This window comes from Staphylococcus sp. Z5-21 (assembly GCF_056529615.1).
Map to the genome: position 1 here is coordinate 2,079,451 of NZ_CP096462.1, position 24,053 is coordinate 2,103,503.

At 32.6% G+C, this 24,053-nt stretch carries 22 protein-coding genes; 9 read left to right on the plus strand and 13 right to left on the minus strand.

The features are described from left to right. The first annotated feature begins 4 nt into the window (after positions 1-4). On the plus strand, positions 5-1,237 hold the full coding sequence (gene pepT, locus M1D64_RS10410; protein WP_011303639.1) for a peptidase T: 1,233 nt from the start codon (positions 5-7) through the stop codon (positions 1,235-1,237). 244 nt (positions 1,238-1,481) lie between these two features. Here the strand turns inward: pepT and M1D64_RS10415 are convergent, their stop codons facing one another. The 3 genes from M1D64_RS10415 to M1D64_RS10425 form a co-directional block, all read right to left on the minus strand. Beyond that, positions 1,482-2,603: a glycerate kinase gene (locus M1D64_RS10415; protein ID WP_002483917.1), complete on the minus strand. Its 1,122-nt coding sequence runs from the start codon at positions 2,601-2,603 to the stop codon at positions 1,482-1,484. 375 nt (positions 2,604-2,978) lie between these two features. Then, entirely contained in the window at positions 2,979-3,299 is a 321-nt protein-coding gene (gene ytxJ / locus M1D64_RS10420; protein ID WP_011303640.1) for a bacillithiol system redox-active protein YtxJ, read from the minus strand. A 154-nt stretch (positions 3,300-3,453) separates the two neighbouring features. Next, positions 3,454-4,347: an EMYY motif lipoprotein gene (locus M1D64_RS10425; protein ID WP_115338640.1), complete on the minus strand. Its 894-nt coding sequence runs from the start codon at positions 4,345-4,347 to the stop codon at positions 3,454-3,456. Between the two features lie 127 nt (positions 4,348-4,474). On the opposite strand from M1D64_RS10425, the gene M1D64_RS10430 reads away from it, so the two are divergent. The 3 genes from M1D64_RS10430 to M1D64_RS10440 all read left to right on the plus strand — a co-directional run bounded on the left by M1D64_RS10430 (position 4,475) and on the right by M1D64_RS10440 (position 6,406). Further along, on the plus strand, positions 4,475-4,993 hold the full coding sequence (locus M1D64_RS10430) for a GrpB family protein (protein ID WP_326005463.1): 519 nt from the start codon (positions 4,475-4,477) through the stop codon (positions 4,991-4,993). Positions 4,994-5,153: 160 nt separating this feature from the next. After that, entirely contained in the window at positions 5,154-6,080 is a 927-nt protein-coding gene (murB, locus tag M1D64_RS10435) for a UDP-N-acetylmuramate dehydrogenase (RefSeq protein WP_002483921.1), read from the plus strand. Between the two features lie 11 nt (positions 6,081-6,091). After that, positions 6,092-6,406 carry a CHY zinc finger protein gene (locus M1D64_RS10440; protein ID WP_011303643.1) on the plus strand — a complete coding sequence of 105 codons (315 nt, stop codon included), beginning with the start codon at positions 6,092-6,094 and terminating at the stop codon, positions 6,404-6,406. Between the two features lie 113 nt (positions 6,407-6,519). Here M1D64_RS10440 and M1D64_RS10445 read toward each other — a convergent pair whose 3' ends face one another. The 8 genes from M1D64_RS10445 to nrdI form a co-directional block, all read right to left on the minus strand. Next, a complete protein-coding gene (locus M1D64_RS10445) occupies positions 6,520-6,846 on the minus strand; it encodes a PH domain-containing protein (protein WP_002483922.1) in 327 nt (108 codons plus the stop codon). Between the two features lie 206 nt (positions 6,847-7,052). Next, positions 7,053-8,099, minus strand: coding sequence for a ferrated catecholamine ABC transporter substrate-binding lipoprotein SstD (locus tag M1D64_RS10450; RefSeq protein ID WP_115338641.1), 1,047 nt, complete (start codon positions 8,097-8,099; stop codon positions 7,053-7,055). 103 nt (positions 8,100-8,202) lie between these two features. After that, entirely contained in the window at positions 8,203-9,003 is an 801-nt protein-coding gene (locus tag M1D64_RS10455) for an iron ABC transporter ATP-binding protein (RefSeq protein WP_069821753.1), read from the minus strand. Next, entirely contained in the window at positions 9,000-9,959 is a 960-nt protein-coding gene (locus M1D64_RS10460) for an iron chelate uptake ABC transporter family permease subunit (RefSeq protein ID WP_002483925.1), read from the minus strand. Before M1D64_RS10460 ends, M1D64_RS10455 begins: the two co-directional genes overlap by 4 nt. After that, positions 9,949-10,917, minus strand: a complete 969-nt coding sequence (locus tag M1D64_RS10465) for an ABC transporter permease (RefSeq protein ID WP_037538964.1) — start codon at positions 10,915-10,917, stop codon at positions 9,949-9,951. The genes M1D64_RS10460 and M1D64_RS10465 overlap by 11 nt, the downstream gene beginning before the upstream one ends. Before the next feature lie 413 nt (positions 10,918-11,330). Next, a complete protein-coding gene (gene nrdF, locus M1D64_RS10470; protein WP_002483928.1) occupies positions 11,331-12,299 on the minus strand; it encodes a class 1b ribonucleoside-diphosphate reductase subunit beta in 969 nt (322 codons plus the stop codon). A gap of 121 nt (positions 12,300-12,420) precedes the next feature. Further along, entirely contained in the window at positions 12,421-14,526 is a 2,106-nt protein-coding gene (gene nrdE / locus M1D64_RS10475; RefSeq protein ID WP_037538966.1) for a class 1b ribonucleoside-diphosphate reductase subunit alpha, read from the minus strand. Beyond that, complete coding sequence (nrdI, locus tag M1D64_RS10480; protein WP_002483930.1) at positions 14,489-14,887, minus strand: class Ib ribonucleoside-diphosphate reductase assembly flavoprotein NrdI; 399 nt, start codon at positions 14,885-14,887, stop codon at positions 14,489-14,491. Before nrdI ends, nrdE begins: the two co-directional genes overlap by 38 nt. A gap of 726 nt (positions 14,888-15,613) precedes the next feature. On the opposite strand from nrdI, the gene M1D64_RS10485 reads away from it, so the two are divergent. From M1D64_RS10485 to M1D64_RS10505, 5 genes are all read left to right on the plus strand, one after another. Beyond that, entirely contained in the window at positions 15,614-16,501 is an 888-nt protein-coding gene (locus tag M1D64_RS10485) for a DMT family transporter (protein ID WP_011303649.1), read from the plus strand. A gap of 13 nt (positions 16,502-16,514) precedes the next feature. Beyond that, positions 16,515-17,015 carry a preQ(1) synthase gene (gene queF, locus M1D64_RS10490; RefSeq protein ID WP_002483932.1) on the plus strand — a complete coding sequence of 167 codons (501 nt, stop codon included), beginning with the start codon at positions 16,515-16,517 and terminating at the stop codon, positions 17,013-17,015. Between the two features lie 182 nt (positions 17,016-17,197). Next, positions 17,198-18,712 carry a peptide MFS transporter gene (locus M1D64_RS10495; RefSeq protein WP_037538968.1) on the plus strand — a complete coding sequence of 505 codons (1,515 nt, stop codon included), beginning with the start codon at positions 17,198-17,200 and terminating at the stop codon, positions 18,710-18,712. Between the two features lie 369 nt (positions 18,713-19,081). Further along, entirely contained in the window at positions 19,082-20,587 is a 1,506-nt protein-coding gene (locus tag M1D64_RS10500) for a peptide MFS transporter (protein WP_002483934.1), read from the plus strand. Positions 20,588-21,044: 457 nt separating this feature from the next. Next, complete coding sequence (locus tag M1D64_RS10505) at positions 21,045-22,004, plus strand: diacylglycerol/lipid kinase family protein (protein ID WP_069821750.1); 960 nt, start codon at positions 21,045-21,047, stop codon at positions 22,002-22,004. 169 nt (positions 22,005-22,173) lie between these two features. On the opposite strand, the gene M1D64_RS10510 is transcribed toward M1D64_RS10505, so the two are convergent. Both M1D64_RS10510 and hisC read right to left on the minus strand, forming a co-directional pair. Beyond that, positions 22,174-22,722, minus strand: a complete 549-nt coding sequence (locus tag M1D64_RS10510; protein ID WP_002483937.1) for a 5' nucleotidase, NT5C type — start codon at positions 22,720-22,722, stop codon at positions 22,174-22,176. 177 nt (positions 22,723-22,899) lie between these two features. Then, the gene (gene hisC, locus M1D64_RS10515; protein WP_326005465.1) at positions 22,900-23,955 is read right to left on the minus strand and encodes a histidinol-phosphate transaminase; all 1,056 of its coding nucleotides are present in this window, start codon (positions 23,953-23,955) and stop codon (positions 22,900-22,902) included. Between the last annotated feature and the right edge of the window lie 98 nt (positions 23,956-24,053).

The window sequence follows — 24,053 nt, forward strand, 5'->3', positions numbered from 1 at the left end:
TTAAATGAAACAAGACATAATTGATCGACTTACAAGATATGTAACAATCGACACACAATCCAATCCAGAATCTACAACGACGCCTTCAACTGAGAAACAATGGGATTTATTAAATTTATTAAATGACGAATTGACTGATTTGGGATTAGAAACTGATATTGACGAACAAGGTTACTTATTTGCTACTTTAGACAGTAATGTAGACATCGATTTACCTACTGTCGGATTTTTGGCACATATTGATACTTCACCTGACTTCAACGCGTCTCATGTAAATCCTCAAATTATTGACAACTATGATGGGACACCGATTCAATTAGGTAAGACGAACCGTACATTAAGCCAAGATGTATTCCCTGCTATGAAAAACGTTGAAGGTCATACATTAATGATTACAGATGGTACTTCTTTGTTAGGTGCTGACGATAAAGCCGGTGTAGTTGAAATTATGGAAGCTTTAAAATACTTAACTTCACATCCTGAAATTAAACACGGTAAAATTCGCGTAGCCTTTACGCCCGATGAAGAAATTGGAAGAGGTCCACATGAATTTGATGTAGAACGTTTTAATGCTGATTTCGCATACACGATGGATGGTAGTGAGTACGGAGAATTACAGTATGAAAGCTTTAATGCTGCAGAAGCGATCGTGACATGCCATGGCGTGAACGTTCATCCTGGATCAGCGAAAGATGCTATGATAAACGCTGTATTATTAGGTCAGCAATTTAATGCTTTATTACCACAAAATGAAGTTCCAGAAAGAACGGAAGGTTATGAAGGATTTTATCATTTAATGAAAATAAATGGCGATGTTGAAAAAACAACCTTACAATATATTATTCGTGATCATGATAGAAACGAATTTGAATTACGTAAAAAACGTCTCGTCGAAATAAAAAATGATATTAACTCACATTTCGAAGATGAACCTATTGAAGTAGAAATTAATGACCAATATTACAATATGGGTGAAAAAATCGAACCTAACCCACACGTGATTGATATACCTAAACGTGTTTTCGAAAAATTAGGCATTCCAGCAAATACCGCACCAATACGCGGTGGTACTGATGGTTCTCAACTTTCATATATGGGACTACCTACACCAAACATTTTCACAGGTTGTGACAATTTCCATGGACCATTCGAATACGCGTCTATTGATGTCATGGAAAAAGCAGTACAAGTTGTAGTCGGTATAGCTGAAGAAGTTGTAAATACTTACGATAAGTAATACTAAAAGTAGTTGTTTTTACTTTTAAACATGTAGCGCCTATGACACAAATACAAAAAATAGAGCTAATCCGATATGGATTAGCTCTATTTTTATTACTTTGAACATGGCCACATATCTAAAATATACATCCTGTCAGTATACGCCCCATTATGCAACTAATCTAAGTATTAGTTCCTGATTAAATTGCTATAAATGGTAGTTTATACGACTTAAAATAAGATATGCTTGTTTCACTTTACGTTTAATTTGTACTGAATTGTGTTTTCAGTAATTTAATTGCCTGAACTGTATAATGTCTAATTTGAATCCCCATTTTAAAATCAGTAAAACTTTCAGGCATTTCAATAAATGTATTAAACATTGATGTAACACCCATTGATTCAAATAAATCAAATTTATCTGGTGTTGCACAAATTGCAATCGATGGTTTGTCATATTTCGTAGCTAACTCTGCAAGGCGAACAGTTGTAGTTTCTAATATTTGGTCTTCTTCATTGACACCTTCTCCAAAAATAATTAAATCCGCCTGTTTAATCAATGAATCTAAATGTGTTATTTGGTCAACTAATGCATGACTTGTCATAATTTCTGCATCAAAAAGCGCTTTTAGCACTGCAGCAATACCGCCTCCTGCACCACCTCTTTGAATCGGTCCAAGCGCGAGTTTGAGTTCGCTTTTAAATATTTCACTTAAATACCAAATTAAATTATCAATTTCTGCTGCATTTTCTCTACTTAAACCATAAGTTTCATAGGTTTGCATAATCTCACTATGTTTACCATATAATTTACTATCAAAATCTGACATTACTTGAAAACGAACATCTTTTAATTTTGAGTTTAATGCAGAAGTATCTATTTTTCGAATGTACTTCAACATACGACTACCTTCACGCATATCAACTTCTTGAGCTTCATCATCATAAAATTTAGCACCTAAGGCCTGTAACATGCCTGCACCACCATCAAAACTTGCGATACCGCCTAATGATATAACAATATGGTCTGCATCATTTTCAAGTGCATCAGCAATGATTTCACCCATACCAAAACTCGTGCGCTCATTTATCGGTTTTTGACCACTTAAAAATAAATTACCTTCAATCACAGTCATACCACTATCTGTAATACCGTAAATGGCTTCTACTTCATTCATATCAGCATCATGTGTAGGCACTCTATATTTGGTTCCTGATTGCCATAAAAAGACAGAATCCATTAATTCATGGCGTCCGTTAAACAATGGCACTTGAACGATATCTGCTTTCTCAATTTGGCTTGCTACCGCTTCTTCCACATAGCGGTTTGCTTGATAACTCGAAATAATTCCATTAAATTCATCCATCGCCACTAAAACTTTCATATTGTCACCTCAAGTATTTTATCAATTCATTTTTGTATTTTTGTATAATGAAACATAAACTATTATAAAGTCATTTTCAACCAGATTGAACCACAAAAATTTGTGGTCTTGGTTAATGAAGTAGGCAACAGATAAATATGTTGGCCATCGTCTGCGAAGTCTATTTATAGCATGTGTTCGCTATCCCAACCTCACTACCTGTATCTATAAGTAGCCACATATAGTCATTCCCAATAAAGTAGTAGTCTATATTTCATATTCAACTATTTATTATACATGTCAGATGAACATTTTTCACATTATAAGAAACGCTTGCTAATCACTTTCATTTAGAGAAGCGGTTAACAAGCGTTTTTTTGCATATTCTGTTATGTTTTACTCTTCAGCGTTAGCTAAAGTCGTAACGTTAATATCACTGTGACTCGCATTCCAAATCGCCTGTCCCTTAACAAAATAAAATGCTTGTGGCGATTCATGTTTTACATTTGTTTTTTCTTCTATATAATTCGATAAGTCTCTTTCTTGTTGCACAATTAAATAATAACCATCCATATCACGTTCATATAAGAATTTATTAAATTGATCCATTGCATTTGCTGAAATTGGGCACGTTTCACTGTGCTTCAATACAAATACATAATTATTTTCTTTTATAATTTGCTCAAACTGGTCAATCGAACTCAGCTTTATAGCCATTCTATTCACCTCTAAAAATATTTAACACACCCAAATTGTTTCAAAAAGTGTGAAATCTCCACGATATACTCATATCATTGTTTCCAATTATACACAATACTCTTTTTGTTGTTAACCGTTTATTTAAATTTTTATAACAATACAAATTTCTTTGTTAATTATAGTCTTCTTTTATATTGTTATATTGTTTATCAAATACGGCATCATATTTTTCTAAATCTTCACTTTCTTTAGGTAAAGTTTTATGATCTATTTTTGATAACTCATCACTAATATCAATCGTTTCTACACGTGTTTCATAATAATTTTGCAAGCTGTAATACATTTCAATCGCATTTTTACGCGCACTATTTACATAGTTATTCGTAATTTCAGCTTTGTTTAAATCTTTAATTTGTTTATTAATTAAAGGCATGATGTCTTTTTCAATCGATTGCTTAACTTTAGCTGAATCTGTTGAATCCAACTCTTTTTCTGCTGTATGTCTCAGTTCTTTGTTGTTTTCTTCTAATTTATGTTTGAAATTATTAACATCTGTGCGTGCGCCTGCATCATTTGCGTCTTGCATGTGCGCTTCAACTTGAGATCTACTTTTCTCAAATAACTTCGTATATTCTAAAATATCTTCATTTGCTTTAATTGCTTGATTGCATAAATCAACAAATACTTTCAAATCGTTAATAGCTGCTTTCTTATCTTTGACTGACTTTAAGTAGGTAGATTTTAAGTTTTTCGTTTCTTCAGATTCTGCCGGTAATTTTTTAGCTGCTGTCTCATATTCCTCTAACTTAGGGATTAATTTGCGATTAATGTTATTTTGCAAGTCATTAAATGCTTTTTTATCCTTATCAGTCGTATCTGTTTTACTTAAATCATCTAATTGCTTCAATGAAATGTCATCCATGACATGATTAAGTTCTTTTTCCTTATTTTTCACATCATTCAGTGAGCTATCAAAATCTTTGAATTCGTTAGCACCTTCATTACCGCATGCACCAAGGGTTATCACAAAGCCAAACAACAAAACAATGCAAAGTAATTTTTTCATTTCTGCACTCCTTATCATTCAGTATTATACAGAAACTTATTTAACTTGAAAATAATATGTGATATATTATTTCAGAATTTACAGTTTAACAGTTATATCACAATAAAGAAAGGAGTGAACAACCTATATGAATTCAAACATCCAAGCATTTATTTCTGAGGACAAAGATAATTATTTTGCAGAGCAATATCAAAATTTGAAAAAAATGCTTTTTAACCTGCTCGACACACCTGTTAAAACTACACTTCATATCGGTGGAACATCACATTTCAATTACGTTACTGAACCCATTTTAGATATATTAGTAGGCGTAGATAATTTACATGATATCACCGCTTTGGATGAAAAACGTTTGAATTATGAAGGTTTTTATCGTTTACACCATTCATATAAGAAAAAAGTAATTATGGCACAATTTAATAATTTAATAGATTTAAAACAAATAGCACGTTTACATATTATTCAAAAAGATTCTAACCTATACAAAGCGTATATTCAAACGCATCATCAATTGTCTAATGATCAACACACCGCTACACGATTTGGTTCTAAGAAATTGATGTTAGCTAATGAAGTTCAATCTATACGTGCATATGAAAACAGGAAACAACAATTATTTGATTCATTCTCTCACACAGTAAATTAACTTAAATATGGATTATGAAATATAGCCTCACATCAATATTAAACACACGATGATCATTGTATTAATAATTTAACAAAATTAATTACCATAGTATTTAGCAAAGACTCCAAATCATTGGTATAATGAATAAATGAATTCAACAGGAAAGGATGTTCTATAGTTGCATAAGGATGACATCTTAAAAGAATTAAAAGCAATTGTCCCAGAAGAAATTATTAAAATTGATGAACCTCTAAAAAAATATACATACACTCAAACAGGGGGTAAAGCCGATTATTATCTTTCCCCAACCCACAACGAACATGTGCAAGCCATTGTGCATTATGCTTACACACATGATATACCTGTGACGTATTTAGGTAATGGGTCTAATATTATTATTCGTGAAGGTGGTATTCGCGGTATTGTGATTAGTTTACTTTCACTTGATTACATTGATGTGTCCGACGATGCTATCATTTCAGGTAGTGGCGCTGCAATCATCGATGTTTCACGTGCTGCAAGAGACCATGGCTTAACTGGTCTTGAATTCGCATGCGGCATACCCGGTTCCATCGGTGGCGCTGTATTTATGAATGCTGGTGCTTATGGCGGTGAAGTAAAAGACTGTATTGATTATGCACTTTGCGTTAATAACAAAGGTGAATTAATCACGTTAACCAATAAAGAACTTGAGTTGGACTATCGTAATAGTATTGTTCAGAAAGAACATCTCGTTGTATTAGAAGCTGCCTTTACCTTAGCACCTGGCGATCAACAAGAAATACAAGCTTCTATGGATGATTTAACAGAAAGAAGAGAATCAAAACAACCACTAGAGTATCCTTCATGTGGTAGTGTATTCCAACGTCCGCCTGGTCATTTCGCTGGTAAGTTGATTCAAGATGCTCATTTGCAAGGTCATCGCATTGGTGGCGTTGAAGTTTCAACAAAACATGCTGGCTTTATGGTTAACGTAGATAAAGGAACGGCAACAGATTATGAAGATTTAATTCATTACGTTCAAAAAATAGTACAAGAAAAATTTGATGTTGAGCTGCACCCTGAAGTTAGAATTATTGGAGAACACCCACTCAATGAACAATAGGAGAAATCACTATGGTAAAAGTATATGGATCCACTGTAGATAATGAGTCACGCTGTACACATTATCAAACACCTTTAGATATTATTGCCATTAAGTTTAAATGTTGTAATAAATACTATCCTTGTTATAAATGCCACAATGAACATGAATCACATAAGATTCAGCGATGGCAAGCAAATGAATTTCACGAAAAAGCTATTTTATGTGGTGTCTGTAATCATGAAATGACAATTAATGACTACATGATGATAGAAGCTTGTCCAAAATGCGATGCCCATTTTAATAATCGCTGTAAGTATCATTATCATTTATACTTTGAAATTTAATAAAGAAACGATATAAAACTTAATTTTGTCATATTAAAAAGCGTAGATGCCATGGTGTGCATCTACGCTTTTTGTTATTTCTTTATTTGTTTGTATCTCATATTCCCAGTGAACTATTGGTCAATTTTATCACTAACATATTGTACAAATGTAGCAACGTCACCTTTTTGAATATTTTTCATAGGCATAGGCCCAATGTTAAAAGTGAAATTAATTTTTTCTCCATCATATTCAATTTTTTCAACTTCATTATATGCAATACTTCTATAATAAAATTCACCGTTCATATCAACATTTAAAATGATTCTCTCATTTGTAGCTATAAAAGCACCCTCAAATTCAGTCGAACCTTGTACTGAATACTCTATTGTGCCTAGAACAGTTGGTCCTTTTTTCTCAGTTGGAAATAAATCATTTGGATTTACATTATCTAATATCATGTACTTTGTCCCCCTACTATTTCTTTAAAACGCTCTATCTAGCATTTATATATTTACTCGAAAGTATGATGATAAAAATATTATAACATTAGTATGATAGTGATGAATAATTTAACGTTTTAACTTATTTTCTTTTCAACAAAAAAGCGCCTAGAATAAATTCCAGACGCTTTTTTCAATCAATATCCCCACATTTTAATGCTTTTTTATTTTTCCATCGCTTTTTCAACTTCATCGATTTGTTTTATCGCTGTTGTTGTTGATCCACTAGCAAAATACCAAAGTTTTGGATCTAATTCATACACTTTATTGTCTTTGATTGCTTTAACATCTTTAATAACGTCATTACCTAATGCTTTTTTAGCTGTAGCGTTATCACTTACTGCTTGACCACGGTCCATTGCGAAAATAATACTTGGATCTTTCTCAGCAATATATTCATTTGTAACGTTTTGACCATGTTGGCTATCTTTAATGTTATCATCTGCAGGAGTGAAGCCCATTGTATCGAAAATCATCGAACCGAAACGTTCACCAGAACCAAATGTTGATAATTCACCTTCATTAACTAATAAGAATAATGCTTTATCATTTTTTAGATCTTTTGTTTTTTCTTTCATACTAGCAATTTTATCATCTAATTCTTTATTTAATGATTTAGCTTTATCTTCTTTATCATAAATTTTCCCTAGATTTTCTGTATTTTTCTTCAATGAATTCAATTCATCTTTATCGTCTGCACCAACATAAACAACTTTTGCATCAGGTGCTGCTTTTTTAAATTCATCTAGGTTTTTTTGATTTGCTGTACGTCCAGATATGTATATTACGTCTGGTTTAGCTTCTGCAATTTTATCGAAATTAACTTCTTTAAGACTACCAGTATTTAAATACTTATCATCTTTGAAATCACTTAAGAAATCAGGTAATGACTTGTTACCTTCACCTTTAGGAAGCGCTTTAACTTTATCTTGAAGACCAAGTTCTTTCATTGTATCTAATGCACCATAATCTAAAACAACTGCCTTTTCAGGATTTTTAGGCACTTCAACTGTTTCTTTAACAGTCTTGGCATCACTACCATCACGCTTTTCACCATTTGCTTTATAATTATTTTCAATTTTTACAGTTTCATTTGAATCTTTACTCTTCGAATCAGTGTCTGAAGATTTTTTATCTTCTGATCCGCCATTACTACATGCTACTAATAAAAACATTAACCCAACTACTAATAATAATCCTAACTTTTTCATGTGCTTAACTCCTCCTGAATTTTTAATATGTACTACCTTCTATGTCCCTAAAAGTTTAACAACGTTACGGTTGCATCACTCCCTTCAAAGTCCACGCATCATCTTACATCGACTGTGCAAATGATAATTCCGGCACTTCGGTCACTTCATCGTAATAAATACAAATACGTTGTCCACGAATCTCTTCAATTTTGACATCCATATCATATAATTCTTTTAAAATATCTGTTTGGATGACTTCATTTTTCGTACTTGCCTTAACAAGTTGGCCATCTTTCAAAGCAATAATATCGTCTGAATAGCAAGAGGCAAAATTAATATCATGAATAACGACTACAATCGTCTTATCCAACTCTTTGGCTAATCTTCTCAAAGTTTGCATAATTTGAACTGAATGTTTCATATCCATATTATTTAACGGTTCATCAAGTAAAATATAATCCGTATCTTGAGCAATAGTCATTGCTACATAAGCACGTTGACGCTGTCCACCAGAAAGTGTTTTTAAATAACGACCTCTAATTTCAGTAAGATGTAATAACTCGAGTGCATACTCAACTTGATCTCTATCTTCTTGCTTCAAACGCCCCTTGGAATGAGGAAAACGTCCAAATTTAACCAACTCTTCAACCGTTATATTCAATTCTGTATGATTAGATTGTTTTAAAATTGATAGTTTTTTAGCCAAGTCATTACTTTTATAATCTGTAATCGCTTTGCCCTCTATATCGATGGTACCTTCTTCAAAGTCAATTAATCGTGTAATAGCAGACAATAGCGTACTTTTACCTGCACCGTTAGGCCCTATCATCGATGTAAGTCGTCCCTTGCGTATCTCTACATCAATATCTTGCAAAATCACTTTATCTTGTATCGTTTTATTAAGCCCTTGTACTCGTATCAATTCGCATGTCTCCTTTTAATTAATAAATAAATGAAGTAACTGCCACCTACTAAATCAATGATGATACTAACTTGCGTTGTTGCTTGAAAGAAATTCTCTACAATTGCTTGCGCTAAAAACAAACTTATCCAACTTATACAAATGGTTGCCGGTAAAATATATTTGTGTTGATACGTTTTCATTAATTCATGAGCCAAGTTTACTGTCAGTAACCCTAAAAATGTAATTGGTCCTACTAATGCCGTTGAAATAGACACCAAAATTGCAACTAGAATTAATAAAATACGTGTTAATGTCTGATAAGAAATCCCTAAATTGATAGCTTGATCTCGACCTAGTAGCAACACGTCTAAATAAGGTATTGCGTATACAGTAATCATAATTAAAATGATAAGTATCACACCACATAAAGTGACCAATTTCGTATTTGACGCATCAAAATTAGCAAACATTGCGCTTTGTACAGCTAAAAAATCTTCTGGATTGATAATTAATTCTAAAAAGCCTGTGATACTTCTAAAGAATGTGCCTAAAATAATACCAACAAGTAATATTAAATAGACTGAAACATTTCCGATTCTAAAAATGCCTTGAAATAATAATAATGAAAAACCAATCATGACTATGAGTGATATAAGGAAGCTAATGTATAGATTTGTAACAAATACGGATTGTACTCCGAATACAAAAACAATCAATACTTTTACAAACATATATACAGCGTCCAACCCCATAATAGATGGTGTTAAAAGTCTGTTCGTGGTAATCGCTTGGAAAATAACGACAGACGCAGCAATGGCACCACCTACTAAAATCATGAGGATCAATTTACGCAAACGACTTGTAAATTGATATTGGAATATTTCGAAATCAATACCTATAATGAGATACAATCCCGCGATAACCACAGTAATTGCTATTAACGTAAATAATTTAGACTTAGCACTAATTTGCATAATTATGTCGTCCTTTCATTAACAAGATTATGAAAATAACAGTGCCAAAGACCCCAATCGTTAAACCGATATTAATTTCATATGGATATACAATGATTCTGCCAAAAATATCAGAAAACATTACAAATATAGCACCTAGCATCGCTGTATGCGGCAATGCATTTTTCAGATGGTCTCCCCTAAAAATTGAGACAATATTAGGAACAATAAGCCCTAAGAATGGTAACGTGCCTACAGTTACAACAACCAGTGCTGTAATCGTAGCCGTGATAAACAATCCTATATTAATTATTTTTTCATAATTGACTCCTAAGTTATTACTAAAATCTTTCCCCATACCAGCAATAGTAAAATGATTGGCGAATATATATGTAAGTATTAATAAAGGAATGCTTAAGTATAAAATCTCATATCTACCGCTTGTAATAATGGCGAAGTTACCATTTAACCAATTTCCTATACTTTGTACTGTATTGGTTCTCAACGCGATAAATGTTGCAAAACTTGATACGATACCACCTAACATGATGCCTAATAGTGGTATGAAAATGACGTCTGTAAAACGAATATATTGTACTAATTTAACGAAAAGGAAAGTACCTGCAATACTTAAAACTACTGCAAAAATTAACTTTATAATGATATTCTCCTGTGGAAAGAAAATCATTGATAATAAAATACCTAGTTTCGCCCATTCCATCGTTCCAGCAGTAGTAGGACTGACAAATTTATTCTGCATCATTTGTTGCATAATTAAACCAGCTAGCGCTAACGTACTACCCGATATGATGATACTAACCGTTCTCGGAATTCTACTTGAAACAATAATATTCATCTGTGATTCTGTAAGATGGAAAATGTCTGTAATTGATACCTTGCTTACGCCTATAAATAAAGAAAGGATTGTAAGTACCAGTAATATAATAGCTAAGACAATACCATTTAATAAAAATTTCATAAATGACCTACCTCTAACCCTTCCACTATAAAATGCGATGCTCAAACTATATTGGTTATGATAATCATTATCAATACCTATAATAAAATTTTACCATTTTTAATGGTAAATTCAATAGCCTTGAGCAATTTAAACAAAAGTATTTAAATACAATCTATATATGTATAGCGTTATATTTAATATCAAACCTTGAAAAACACACTTTTTTATTTTAATTGTTCATTTTTATGTAATTTTATTCTAATGGACTTTATATAATGTATATCTCTATTTAAATATCATGCCTGTTTATTTTATCCATAAGTAAAAAAACCGAGACATAATGTCTCGGCTTTTCACTTATTATATACGGTTGACTAATGCTTGCTTAAAATTGTACTTTCATCATGACATTTTTATAATTAATAGTGCTTCTACTCGTCAAAAACGAAGTCTTCATCTTTTAATGCTTCTACATTTAACGCTAATGTATAACCATCACCTTTAACTGAAAAGAAGTCATGGTTTTTAGTCGTTGTATCTAAAGCATTTTCAATAATTGGATTGAATTCACGTTCTTCAAAGTACGGATCAAATCCTAAATTAGATAATGCTTTGTTACCATTGTATCTCACATAGTTTAATACATCTTCAGCTAAACCAATATCATCATAAAGTGAATGCGTATAAGCTACCTCATTTTTATATAAATCATCTAATAATTTATACATTTCTTGATCTGCTTGCAGCTTTTCACTTTCTGAAAGTTCATTACGTAAAGATTGAGCATCCATACCAGTAAATACACCATGAATAGATTCATCTAATAAGATTTTACGAATGATTTCTCCAGAAGTCGTCATTTTACCTTGCCCAGCAAGATAAAGCGGATAATAGAAACCTGAATAGAATAAAAATGTTTCTAAGAACACACTTGATACTCGTGCGATATATTGATCATAAATTGAAGCTTCTTTACCCCATAATTTATGATAATTATTGATAATTTTATCTGATTTGTATTTTAAATGTGGTTCTTCAATAACCCATTTATCTAATAAATAGTTTGTTTCACTGGAAGGTAGTAACGTTGTAAAGATATGTGAATAACTTTTAGCATGGATTTGTTCCATCATTGCCATAAATGAATAAACGGCTTTTTTTCTTAAATCCGTAGTATGTAACATAATCAATGGCATGCCATCGTCAGCTTGATGTGTATCTAATCCTGTTAAACCAGCTAATGCTTTTTTAAAAGCCTCTTTTTCAGGATCTGTTAATGTTTTCCAGCTTGCAATATCTTTAGATACTTTAAATTCAGTTTCTACCCACATCTGTGAAATATTTTGTCGCCAAAACATATTCGTCATGTCTTCTTGCGTATTCCAATTGACTGCTTTCATTTAGTTATCGTCCCCTATCCAGTAAATATTTAATTAAGCAGTGATATGCAGCCTAATCTAACCATTGGATAAGGCTGCCTCATAACACCGCTGTTCACTTTGCACGTTTACATTTCATTTATTAAATTGAACAACTTGTACACTCTTCTACACTTAATAATTTATTACGTGTATAGTATAAAGATTTTAGACCTTTATGATGCGCATATACATATAATCTTGATAATTCACGCGTAGAAATTTCAGAATTAACATAAAGAATTGTAGAGATACCCTGGTCAATATGCGTTTGAATCGTTGAGATTAAATCAATTAATTTCATTTGATCCGTATTAAATGCTGACTTGTAATACCACATTGTTTCTGGTGATAGGAATGGCATTGGATAGAATGTTTCCGCATTACCATACGTACGACGTTCGATTTGATCAACGATTGGCATTACAGAACTCGTAGCATTTTGGACATATGAAATACTTTGTGTCGGTGCAATCGCTAAGCGATATGCATGGAAAAGACCGTTTGTTTCCACTTGCTCTTGCAGTGCTTTCCAATCTTCTGGTGTCGGAATTTCTAAACCATCAAATAATTTGCGTACTTTTTCATATTTAGGTTCAAATGTTTGTGAAGTGTAAAATTCAAAATACTTACCATTAGCATAGTCTGATTGTTCAAAATCTTTGTATACTTCTTGTCTTTCTTTAGCGATTTCCATAGAGCGTTCTATAGAATAATAATTCAACATCATAAAGAAAATATTGGCAAAGTCTTTAGCTTCTTCTGATTCATAACCAATTTTATTTTTAGCTAGATAACCGTGTAAATTCATTACACCTAAACCTACAGAATGTAACTCTCTATTGGCTTTCCTAACGCCTGGCGCATTTTGAATATCTGCTTCATCACTCACTACTGTCAATGCATCCATACCTGTATGAACTGAATCTTTAAACTTGCCTGATTCCATAACATTAACGATGTTTAAAGAACCTAGGTTACATGAAATGTCACGTTTAATTTCATCTTCTGTACCGTAATCGTTAATGATAGACGTTTCTTGTAATTGGAAAATTTCAGTACATAAATTACTCATTTTAATTTGGCCAATGTCTGAGTTAGCATGTACCTTATTTGCATTATCTTTGAACATTAAATAAGGATAACCAGATTGCAATTGTGTTTGTGCAATCGTATTTAACATTTCACGTGCATCTTTTTTCTTTTTATCAATATTAGGATTTGCAACAAGTTCATCATAGTATTCATCTAAATTAATGTCATCTAACGTTACACCGTATTCTTTATAAATGGTATGCGGTGCAAACATATGGAAATCTTTTCCTTCTTTTGCTAAATCAAAGAATTTAGATGGCACAATTAAACCAGTTGAAATCGTTGATAAACGTAAATCTTCATCGGCGTTCACTTTTTTCGTATCTAAAAACTCTTCCACATCATAATGGAAAATATTTAAATAAACAGCACCTGCACCAGGTCTTTGACCTAATTGATCTGCATAACTAAAGCCACCTTCAAGAGATTTTGCAACAGGTAGCACGCCTTTCGCTACACCTTTAATTCCTTTGATTGCTTCTCCACGCGCACGTAGTTTAGAAAGATTAATGGCTACACCGCCGCCAATTTTACTTAATTGCTTTGCAGTCGAATCAATAAAATTAATAGAGTTTAAACTATCATCCGCTTCTAGCAAGAAACAAGATACTAATTCTCCACGACGTGCACGGCCAGCATTTAAGAATGTTGGTGTCGCTGGTTGATATCGTTGTTCCACCATTGCTGAAATAAATTGTTTGGCAGTCGCTTTATGGCCATTAGCTAAATAAAGTGCAACAATCGCTACGTGTTGCTTATAATCTTCTAGATATTGACTTTTATCGTTTGTTTTAAGTGCGTAATCTTTAAAGAATTTACTTGCTGACATGTAACTTGCAAATTTAAACGGAATACTTTTAGCATAATCTGTAATTTCTTGTAAATCAGCTTCTGAATATTTTGCAAACAAATCAAAATAAAAGTCATTATCAACGAGATAGCGCAAACGCTCAATTTCAGTGTCGAAATAAATTGTTTTATCCTGAATTTCTTCTAAATAAACTTCAAGCGCCTCTTGATCTTTTTCTAAATTAAAAAAGCCATTATCTTTACGTTTCGTTACTTCGTTATTTAACTCAATATGATTGTATTTCTTCTCGTCCATAATCTTCATTGAACTGTCCCACCTTATCTTTAAATTCGCTAATATCATTTTGTGTACCTTGAACTTCAAATTTCATTAGTAAAGGAACTTGATATTTTTCCGAGATAGATCGTCCAGCTTTCGCAAAGTTTTGTCCCCAATTGCGGTTTCCACTAGCTGCAACGCCTCTTAGTAAATCATGATTTATATCTAAAAATGACTGAACTGGTTGTGGTACTTCTCCAAAACCTATCGTTCCAGTGACCAAGATGAATGGTTCTTCAATCTTCTCAGTACAATTATTTTGAGTAATTTCCATAGTGTTAGTAATTTCTGCTTTTTTAATAAATCTACGTACATTACCAGAGAATGAAAAATAAACAACCTTCATTGGATCACCTTCTTTCTAATACTAGTATGTTATTAAGTTCACTTTGACGTTATTAAATAGTACTTTCATCGTATTTATATTTTAAATGTATTATAAGTAACCGTAGCGCACTTATTGGGTAACCACAATATATAGTGATTTCTTTTAACTATATGTGATTATGTAAAAACTCAATAATTAAGCATTAATGCTTGATTTGTCATGATTAAACGTCCAAAATAGTGTGATTTTACTTAAAATTTGATTTATTATAAATAAATTGACTACGTCCCAAAACACAATATATTGTGTTTTGTCCTGGTCACAAATACTATATTATGTGTTTCATTATACATAACTCAGAAAGTTATTTAAAGGGCTTTGTTTTTGACAAAAGTTTGAATTCGAAACAGAAATGGCACCAATTCAACGTTAACTCGTACTTTTCTATTTATAAAAAATTTTTTTCGGAATTTAAAGCTATTTTAGTTGCTTTTTTCTAAAACCTTGTAACTATTGATATAGCGTCACTCAGCTTATCATCTAATGCTAAATTGCTCACAATTGAAATTATCTAAGCAATAAAATACTTTGAAATATGTCTTGAATTTCATTGAACCAATACAGAACGTTTGTTCGTATTTTTATGTTACCTCATTTCCCTTTTACTTTCAAGTATATATACATAATCTATATAATTATGCTAATATGAATACGTTAAAAATTAAAATAATCGAGGCGATACATATGAATCCTAAAGTTAAAGGGATCATTGCTATCCTAGTTTCAGCAATTGGCTTTAGCTTTATGTCTGTTTTCTTCAGATTAGCTGGTGATTTGCCGGTGTTTCAAAAGTCACTCGCTCGAAATTTAGTAGCTATGTTTATCCCTTTATATTTCATTTATAAATATAAGCAACCCCTATTTGGTAAACTTAGCAGTCAGCCACTTTTAATTTCACGTTCGACTTTAGGTCTAATCGGTGTTTTATTAAATATCTATGCGATAGACCATATGATATTAAGTGACGCTGATACGCTAATGAAACTCAATCCTTTTTGGACTATTTTGCTGAGTTTGATATTTCTAAATGAAAAAGTTCGTAACTATCAAATTATAGCGATGGTCATTGCAATATTCGGTATGTTATTCGTGGTTAAACCAGAATTCTCATCCTCTATGATTCCTGCTATTGGCGGTTTATTCTCTGGTATTTTTGCTGCAAGTGCATATACGTGTGTACGTGCATTGAGCACTCGCGAAGCACCCTATACAATTGTATTTTATTTTTCATTCTTTTCTATTGTAGTATTGATTCCATTTACGATCTTCACATTCGAACCCATGAGTATGATGCAGGTTATTTATTTAATTGGAGCTGGGCTCGCAGCAGCTGCTGGTCAAATTGGTATTACACTAGCCTATAGTTACGCTCCAGCTAAAGACATTTCGATATTCACTTATGCATCGATTATATTTACTGCATTCTTCGGTTTTATATTATTCGGAGAATCACCAGATTTCTATGCAATCTTGGGTTATGTCATTATCATAGCTTCAAGCTACTACATGTTTGAAAAAGCAAGACGCCAACCGCTATCAATTCAAAAAGAAGAACAAAAACCAAAAACATAAGGAGTGCTTTACCATGACAGAAGGACGTAATAAAGAAGAATTAGAAGATATTACATTACTCGGTAATCAAAATAACAAATACGATTTTGATTATAGACCTGACGTTTTAGAGTCGTTTGATAATAAGCATCAGGGACGCGATTATTTTGTTAAATTCAATTGCCCTGAGTTCACATCACTCTGCCCTATTACTGGTCAACCAGATTTCGCTACAATTTATATTTCTTATATTCCAAATATCAAAATGGTTGAATCAAAATCTTTAAAACTTTATTTATTTAGTTTTAGAAATCACGGTGATTTCCACGAAGACTGCATGAACATCATAATGAATGATTTAATCGAACTCATGGACCCTCATTATATTGAAGTTTGGGGCAAGTTCACACCACGTGGTGGCATCTCAATTGATCCATATACCAATTATGGCCGTCCAGATTCTAAATATGAAAAAATGGCAGAACATCGTTTAATGAATCATGATCTTTACCCTGAAAAAATCGATAATCGTTAATTTTTCTTCATTATAATAACTACCCACAAGATCTTAAAGTATCTTGCCGGTAGTTTATTTTTATATTATTTCATTTTTTATTAAATTGATTTCAAACTTAATTTTGCACTATTGAGATATACACTTGTCATTTTTATTAAAAAAGTATAAAATAAATCCAACCATTTAGGGGGAGGGAAATTATGAAAAAAATTAATTATACACACGAAGAAATTATGGAAAGTACTCCAAGAACCGGTTTCTTCGGCCATCCAAAAGGACTAAGTACATTATTCTTCACTGAATTTTGGGAGAGGTTCAGTTACTATGGTATGAAAGCGATACTCATATACTATCTTTACTATAGTGTTGCTGAGGGTGGTTTCGGTCTAAGTCAAGCCGTTGCAATGCAAATTGTTGCTATCTACGGTACATTAATCTACATGTCAGGTGTCATCGGTGGTTGGATTGCCGACAGGATTACCGGCACCCAGAATGCCGTCTTTTATGGTGGCTTCTTGATTATGATAGGTCATATCTTACTTTCACTACCAAATAACTTAACATTAGTCATGGTAGCACTCGCAGTCATTATTACTGGTACGGGGTTATTAAAACCTAATATCTCAACGACCGTTGGTGAATTATATGATCGTAACGATGTCCGTCGTGATGCTGCATTCACATTATTTTACATGGGTATTAACTTAGGTAGTTTGACTGCACCGTTATTAACGGGTTACTTACAAACTAGAATTAGTTTCCATGCTGGCTTCTTAGCTGCTGCAATTGGCATGTTCTGTGGTTTAGTCGTTTACGCAATTAAACGTAAGAAAAACTTAGGATTAGCTGGTCGTAATGTTCCTAATCCACTAACTAAGCCTGAACTTAAAAAATTCGGTTTGATATCTGGTGGTATCATTCTATTATTCTTAATTTACTTACTTATCCTGCAATTAAATAATGCTTTAACTTTAGAAAATTTCAGTTTCTTAATTACTATTTTAGGTATCGTATTACCGATTTACATCTTTATTAATATGATTGCGAGTAAAGATGTAACGAAAGATGAACGTTCACGTGTTTACAGTTACATACCTTTATATATCACATCTGTTGCCTTTTGGATGATTCAAGAACAAGGCTCAACGATTTTAGCAACATTCGCAGATAAAAAGACACAATTAGAAATGTCAGTGCTTACAAATGGTTTAATTGACTTTTCGATACCATCAGCTTGGGCACAGTCACTCAACCCAATCTTTATCGTGGTACTTGCACCAATATTTGCAACACTTTGGATGAAATTAGGTAAACACAATCCACCTACCGTTTATAAATTTGCTATCGGTGTAATCGTTGCTGGTTTGTCTTACTTAGTTATGATTATTCCTTTAGCTACAGGCGTTGAATTAATAAATCCATTATGGCTTGTACTCAGTTTCTTATTAATTACAATTGGTGAACTTTGTATATCACCTGTTGGTTTGTCTACAACGACTAAATTAGCACCTGTGACATTTACAGCACGTATGATGAGTTTGTGGATGTTAAGTAATGCTACTGCACAAGGACTTAACGCACAACTTGTTGTTGTCTATACAAAAATAAATCAAAGTGACTATTTTATGTATTCAGGTTTATTTGCAGTCGTTATCGGTATACTTCTATTAATCATTTCACCTAAAGTAAAACGTGCCATGAAAGGCGTTTACTAATCGTTCATATTACTATTTAATATCAACTTATGATTTTAAATGAATTAATATTGCTCATCCAAGCTTATAAAGCTGGATGAGCAGTTTTTTTATTTCCTAATAGTTTTTTATTATAAGGACATTGAGTACAAACATACCCCTCTTTACATTCATTACTGATGCAAAGCAAGCTATATATTATTCATTTTATAATTACATCTAATTATCATCATTTAAATGAGGAAATTAAATGGTATAAAATTGATTGCATAAAATAACAGAATATTCTCAATATTCTTATTTTGAGAATATTATTGCAATTTAATTTAATAAAGCGTAAAATCTTTTTTATATATTTTTATTGGGAGTAAGAAAGGACGGGAATGTTTTATGCAAGACAAATACATAGCGCAAGACTCAGCAGTAGAATCAATTCCTCAAAAAGGATTTTTTGGACATCCTAAAGGACTAGGGGTGCTATTCTTTGTAGAATTTTGGGAAAGATTTAGCTACTATGGTATGCGCGCTTTACTTATCTTTTATATGTATTTCGCTATAAAAGATGGCGGACTAGGTATGGATAAAGGTACCGCACAGTCAGTTATGGCTGTTTACGGTGCACTAATATATATGACATCGGTACTTGGTGGTTGGGTTTCGGATAGAATTACGGGTACACGTGCTGCTACTTTCTATGGTGGTGTACTCATTATTATCGGGCATATTTTCTTAAGTTTACCATTAGATATTGTCGGATTATTTATCTCAATGTTCTTCATTATCGTTGGATCTGGTTTAATGAAACCAAGTATTTCTAATATCGTTGGTCGATTATACCCAGAAAATGATACACGTATTGATGCAGGCTTTGTTATTTTCTATATGTCTGTCAATCTAGGTGGACTTATTTCACCATTGATTCTAAATCAATTCGTAAATACTGGTAATTTCCATGCTGGTTTCTTAATTGCAGCCGTAGGTATGGCGCTTGGTTTAGCTTGGTACATGATATTTAACAAGAAAAATATCGGTAATGTAGGTACAAAACCAACGAATCCATTAAACCAAAGCGAAAAGAAAAAATATGCATTGATATTTATCGTGGCTATTTTAATTATTGCTGCAGTGCTTGTTATTACAGGATTAACTGGTACATTATCATTTAATATCGTTAGTACAACTGTATTGATACTTGGTGTCGCATTACCAATTATCTACTTCACCATTATGATACGCAGTAAAGACGTTACCGATGATGAGCGCTCACGTGTCATTTCATTTATACCATTGTTCCTTTTAGGTGTCGTATTCTGGTCTATTCAAGAACAAGGTGCTAACGTGCTTAACCTATTTGCGTTTGAAAGTAGTGATATGAAATTAAACCTCTTTGGTTGGAAAACAGACTTCGGTCCAGCACTATTCCAATCCATTAACCCATTATTCATCGTGCTATTAGCACCTGTTATCTCACTGATATGGGCGAAAATGGCACGACGCCAACCAAGCTTAGCAACTAAATTTGTACTCGGTGCGTCACTAGCTGGTGCTTCTTACATTATGATTGGTTTAATTGGTCACACATCTGGTAATAATTTAAGTGTTAACTGGGTTATTCTTTCCTACATTATTTGTGTTATTGGTGAATTATGTTTATCTCCTACAGGTAACAGTGCAGCAGTTAAATTAGCACCAAAAGCATTTAACACACAAATGATGAGTTTATGGTTATTAACGAATGCATGTGCGCAAGCAATTAACGGTACCTTAGTTAAATTGATTGAACCTCTTGGCCATAAAAATTACTTCCTACTTTTAGGTGGTATTGCAATCGTAGTCAGCCTTGTTATTCTTGCTTTCATACCAAAAATTGTAAAAGGCATGCGCGGTATTAAATAGTTTCTACAATTTCAAAAAACTATTTATTCTGATGATTTTCATTTTAAAAACATCTGGGTCATACGTACCCATGCTCAAAAAGAGGACTTCCATAAATGGATGAGTCCTCTTTTTTTAAAGTTTTACGATTTTGAATGTCCTTAATGGTCTATGGTTTATGGCTCGAGCTTGAAATCTCTCACGCATACAATGATCCTAGGTATCAACCATTGATACAACATAGATTAAAGTAAGAAAGCCCCTTTTCACCTCTATGTGACACTTATATAGAGATATTTTTTATTGAATGGCTGATTTGCGACCCCATATATGGAAATTTTTATCACCATACTCAAATACAATTCGCAGATAAACTTGATTAATACATGAATCCCTACATACATATATACGACATTAAACATATTTTTAACTAAAAACGGGTATACTGATATAGATACAAATCTAAAATCAAAGAAATATGGTGAGCACCTTGACTAAAAAACAATTTAAACATGGCGTATTATTTTACCATGAACATACCGGGATTAAAGACATCTATAGAGGTCTAGGAGATGTCGCAACATCCTTAACTACATTTTGTAAACATTTATCAATACAACTCAGTGAAAATGAAGGAGATATTATTACCTTCTGCCAAAAAATTAAAGATAAACGTTACAGTGATGATGTTGATATTATCTTTATTTTAGGCGGCGATGGTACGGTCAATGAGTTAGTTAATGGCATTATGAAGAGTGAATTAGATCTTCCTATTGGTATCATTCCAGGAGGCACATTTAATGATTTTGTAAAAACTTTAAATCTTAATCCACGTCATAAAATGGCCAGCCAACAACTGATGAATGCGGAATTAAGACCTTACGATGTCATGAAGATCAATGATGAATATGCACTCAACTTTGTTGGACTTGGATTAATTGTTCAAAATGCTGAAAATGTACAAAATGGTAATAAAGATATCTTTGGTAAGTTAAGTTATGTAGGTTCTACAGTTAAAACGTTACTTAATCCAGAGCATTTTGATTATAAAATTTCAGTTGATGATCAAACCGTAGACGGTAATACTTCAATGCTCGTCGTAGCCAATGGACCTTTTATAGGTGGAAGTCGTATTCCATTAACCGATTTATCACCTAATGATGGTTATTTAAATACGTTCATCTTCAAAGAACAAAGTTCAAGTGTTTTAAATGATGTATTTAAACAACGTGATAGCATGAATTGGAACAAAATGACAGAAGGCATTAAACATTTACCGGCAAAAAAAATAACGATTGAAACAGATCCACAAATGAAGGTGGATATTGATGGAGAAATTAATCTAAAAACACCTTTAGAAATTGAAGTTATCCCAAATGCTATTCAAATCTTGACATTGCCTGAAGCACAAGCAACGAACCAACCAGAAAGTGAATAAATGATATAGTGATATGAGATGACTTCACTTACATTCATCTCTAACTTATAAATAATGGATCAATTTCATAGCAATAAATAAAACGGTAATTTCTATTGAATTAAAATAGAAATTACCGTTTTTTATTTTTCTAAATGATTTATGTCTCTACCCAATTTTATGACAATATTTAGATATGATATGCACTATCACCTAGGAAATATTGTTCTACCTCTTTCCAGTTATTAACACGTGTAAATCTATCATCATTAATATTATGTGTAGCCGTATATATAATTGGTGTACCCTTGAAAATACTTAGTTGTCTTGGGTTATCATCAATTAAATAATCTGCATGTACAATATCTTTTCTACCACAAAATACAAAATGCTGTGGATCTAAGAATGGGAAGTACTCTCTTAACCACGCGTATTTATCATGAAATGACGTTGGAACGTCCATTGCTGCAGTTGCGATAAACACATCATAGTGTTCTGTTAATTTTTTAACAACATCTTGCGCATCTGACATCACTTTTAATTTCTTAAAAAAGCCAGGCTCCCTTAAAATTTCAGTTAACAAACCATCATGCTCTGGCATGGCATGTCTCAACTTAATGCCATCTAACATATCAATCGTAATCCCTAAGTCTGTACGTTGATTGACATCTTCAATCAATGCACCTACAGTATCTGCAAGCACTTCGTCCATATCAATCGCAATCTTCTTTTTTGTCATGTCTCACTCTACTCCCTTTTCAATTCATAATCTAAAATAAATAGCACACGATACATCGTCATACAGGCTAAATCTAATAGTTAATATTTATTTAAGTATAGCAAAAACGTTCAACGAAACCAAAATTGCAATAAAATTACAAATTTAGTAACGTAGAACGTTTCGTTCATACACCTTTTATAAAGTAAACTGCGCTAATACTTCACGCATTTTTGCATTTTGTTCTGGGAAACCGATCGTAATTCTTACGCCATTCGGAAATTCTCTTGTTATGCATCCCACATTGAGTAATGCTTCATATAATTCATGTGGTTTGTCCGTCTTAACAAAGACAAAATTAGTTTGGCTTGGGTAAAAGTGATCACTTTGTGATAATTCAAAGAATTTTTCTCTTTCCTCTGCATTACGTTCACGGATAGAAGCTAAGTATTCTTGATCTTCCAACGCAGCTAATGCAGCATATTCAGATAAACGTCCTACGTTAAATGGTGGACGTATGATATTATACTTTTCAATGGCTTCTTTTGCTGCAATTACATAACCAATACGCATGCCTGCTAAGCCATATGCTTTTGAAAATGTACGCAATAAAAATGCGTTTTCAAATTCTTGTTGTAAAGCTAAAGTATCTGGAAAATCTTTAGCTGTAGCGAATTCTACGTATGCTTCATCTACAATCACTGGAATATGACTTGGTACACGTTCCAAGAAATTGCGAAGCGCATCATGTGTAAAATATCTACCAGTCGGATTATTTGGATTACATAACCATACCAGTTTAGTATCATTATCTATTTCTGATAAGATGCCATCCAAATCAAATTCACCGTTTTGTAATGGAACTTGCACCACATTTGCAGATTCTACAATTGCGTTATGATAATATTGGCCAAACGTCATCTCGCTCGTCACAATTTTATCACCAGGCGTCAATACTGCTCTCGAAATCATTAAAATGACTTCATCTAAACCTGCACCAAATAAAATGCGTGCTGGGTCTATATTTAAATGTTTGCTAATTGCCTCTTTGATTAATGGAGAACCTGTTTCTGGATAATATTGCAATTCATCTAAATGTGCTTGAATTGCTTCTTTAACTTTTGGTGACGGACCATATAAATTCTCATTCGATGCTAATTTAAGTAATTCGCCTTTAATACCATAATTTTCTTTTAATGCTCTAGGTGATAACCCAGGTTCATATGCTGATAATTGGTCTATTTGTTTCTTCATTGTTGTATCGGTCCTCCTTGAATTTACAGAAATTTCAAAACTTAATAACCATTATAAACCCAATGTTCAACGAAAATCAATGCATCCTTATCATCAAA

Bases quoted from the DNA above. Each gene is read 5' to 3' on its own strand.
- pepT (WP_011303639.1), top strand. From the start codon at position 5: ATGAAACAAGACATAATTGATCGACTTACAAGATATGTAACAATCGAC.
- M1D64_RS10415 (WP_002483917.1), bottom strand. From the start codon at position 2,603: ATGAAAGTTTTAGTGGCGATGGATGAATTTAATGGAATTATTTCGAGT.
- ytxJ (WP_011303640.1), bottom strand. From the start codon at position 3,299: ATGGCTATAAAGCTGAGTTCGATTGACCAGTTTGAGCAAATTATAAAA.
- M1D64_RS10425 (WP_115338640.1), bottom strand. From the start codon at position 4,347: ATGAAAAAATTACTTTGCATTGTTTTGTTGTTTGGCTTTGTGATAACC.
- M1D64_RS10430 (WP_326005463.1), top strand. From the start codon at position 4,475: ATGAATTCAAACATCCAAGCATTTATTTCTGAGGACAAAGATAATTAT.
- M1D64_RS10440 (WP_011303643.1), top strand. From the start codon at position 6,092: ATGGTAAAAGTATATGGATCCACTGTAGATAATGAGTCACGCTGTACA.
- M1D64_RS10445 (WP_002483922.1), bottom strand. From the start codon at position 6,846: ATGATATTAGATAATGTAAATCCAAATGATTTATTTCCAACTGAGAAA.
- M1D64_RS10450 (WP_115338641.1), bottom strand. From the start codon at position 8,099: ATGAAAAAGTTAGGATTATTATTAGTAGTTGGGTTAATGTTTTTATTA.
- M1D64_RS10460 (WP_002483925.1), bottom strand. From the start codon at position 9,959: ATGCAAATTAGTGCTAAGTCTAAATTATTTACGTTAATAGCAATTACT.
- M1D64_RS10465 (WP_037538964.1), bottom strand. From the start codon at position 10,917: ATGAAATTTTTATTAAATGGTATTGTCTTAGCTATTATATTACTGGTA.
- nrdF (WP_002483928.1), bottom strand. From the start codon at position 12,299: ATGAAAGCAGTCAATTGGAATACGCAAGAAGACATGACGAATATGTTT.
- nrdE (WP_037538966.1), bottom strand. From the start codon at position 14,526: ATGAAGATTATGGACGAGAAGAAATACAATCATATTGAGTTAAATAAC.
- nrdI (WP_002483930.1), bottom strand. From the start codon at position 14,887: ATGAAGGTTGTTTATTTTTCATTCTCTGGTAATGTACGTAGATTTATT.
- M1D64_RS10485 (WP_011303649.1), top strand. From the start codon at position 15,614: ATGAATCCTAAAGTTAAAGGGATCATTGCTATCCTAGTTTCAGCAATT.
- queF (WP_002483932.1), top strand. From the start codon at position 16,515: ATGACAGAAGGACGTAATAAAGAAGAATTAGAAGATATTACATTACTC.
- M1D64_RS10495 (WP_037538968.1), top strand. From the start codon at position 17,198: ATGAAAAAAATTAATTATACACACGAAGAAATTATGGAAAGTACTCCA.
- M1D64_RS10500 (WP_002483934.1), top strand. From the start codon at position 19,082: ATGCAAGACAAATACATAGCGCAAGACTCAGCAGTAGAATCAATTCCT.
- M1D64_RS10505 (WP_069821750.1), top strand. From the start codon at position 21,045: ATGGTGAGCACCTTGACTAAAAAACAATTTAAACATGGCGTATTATTT.
- M1D64_RS10510 (WP_002483937.1), bottom strand. From the start codon at position 22,722: ATGACAAAAAAGAAGATTGCGATTGATATGGACGAAGTGCTTGCAGAT.
- hisC (WP_326005465.1), bottom strand. From the start codon at position 23,955: ATGAAGAAACAAATAGACCAATTATCAGCATATGAACCTGGGTTATCA.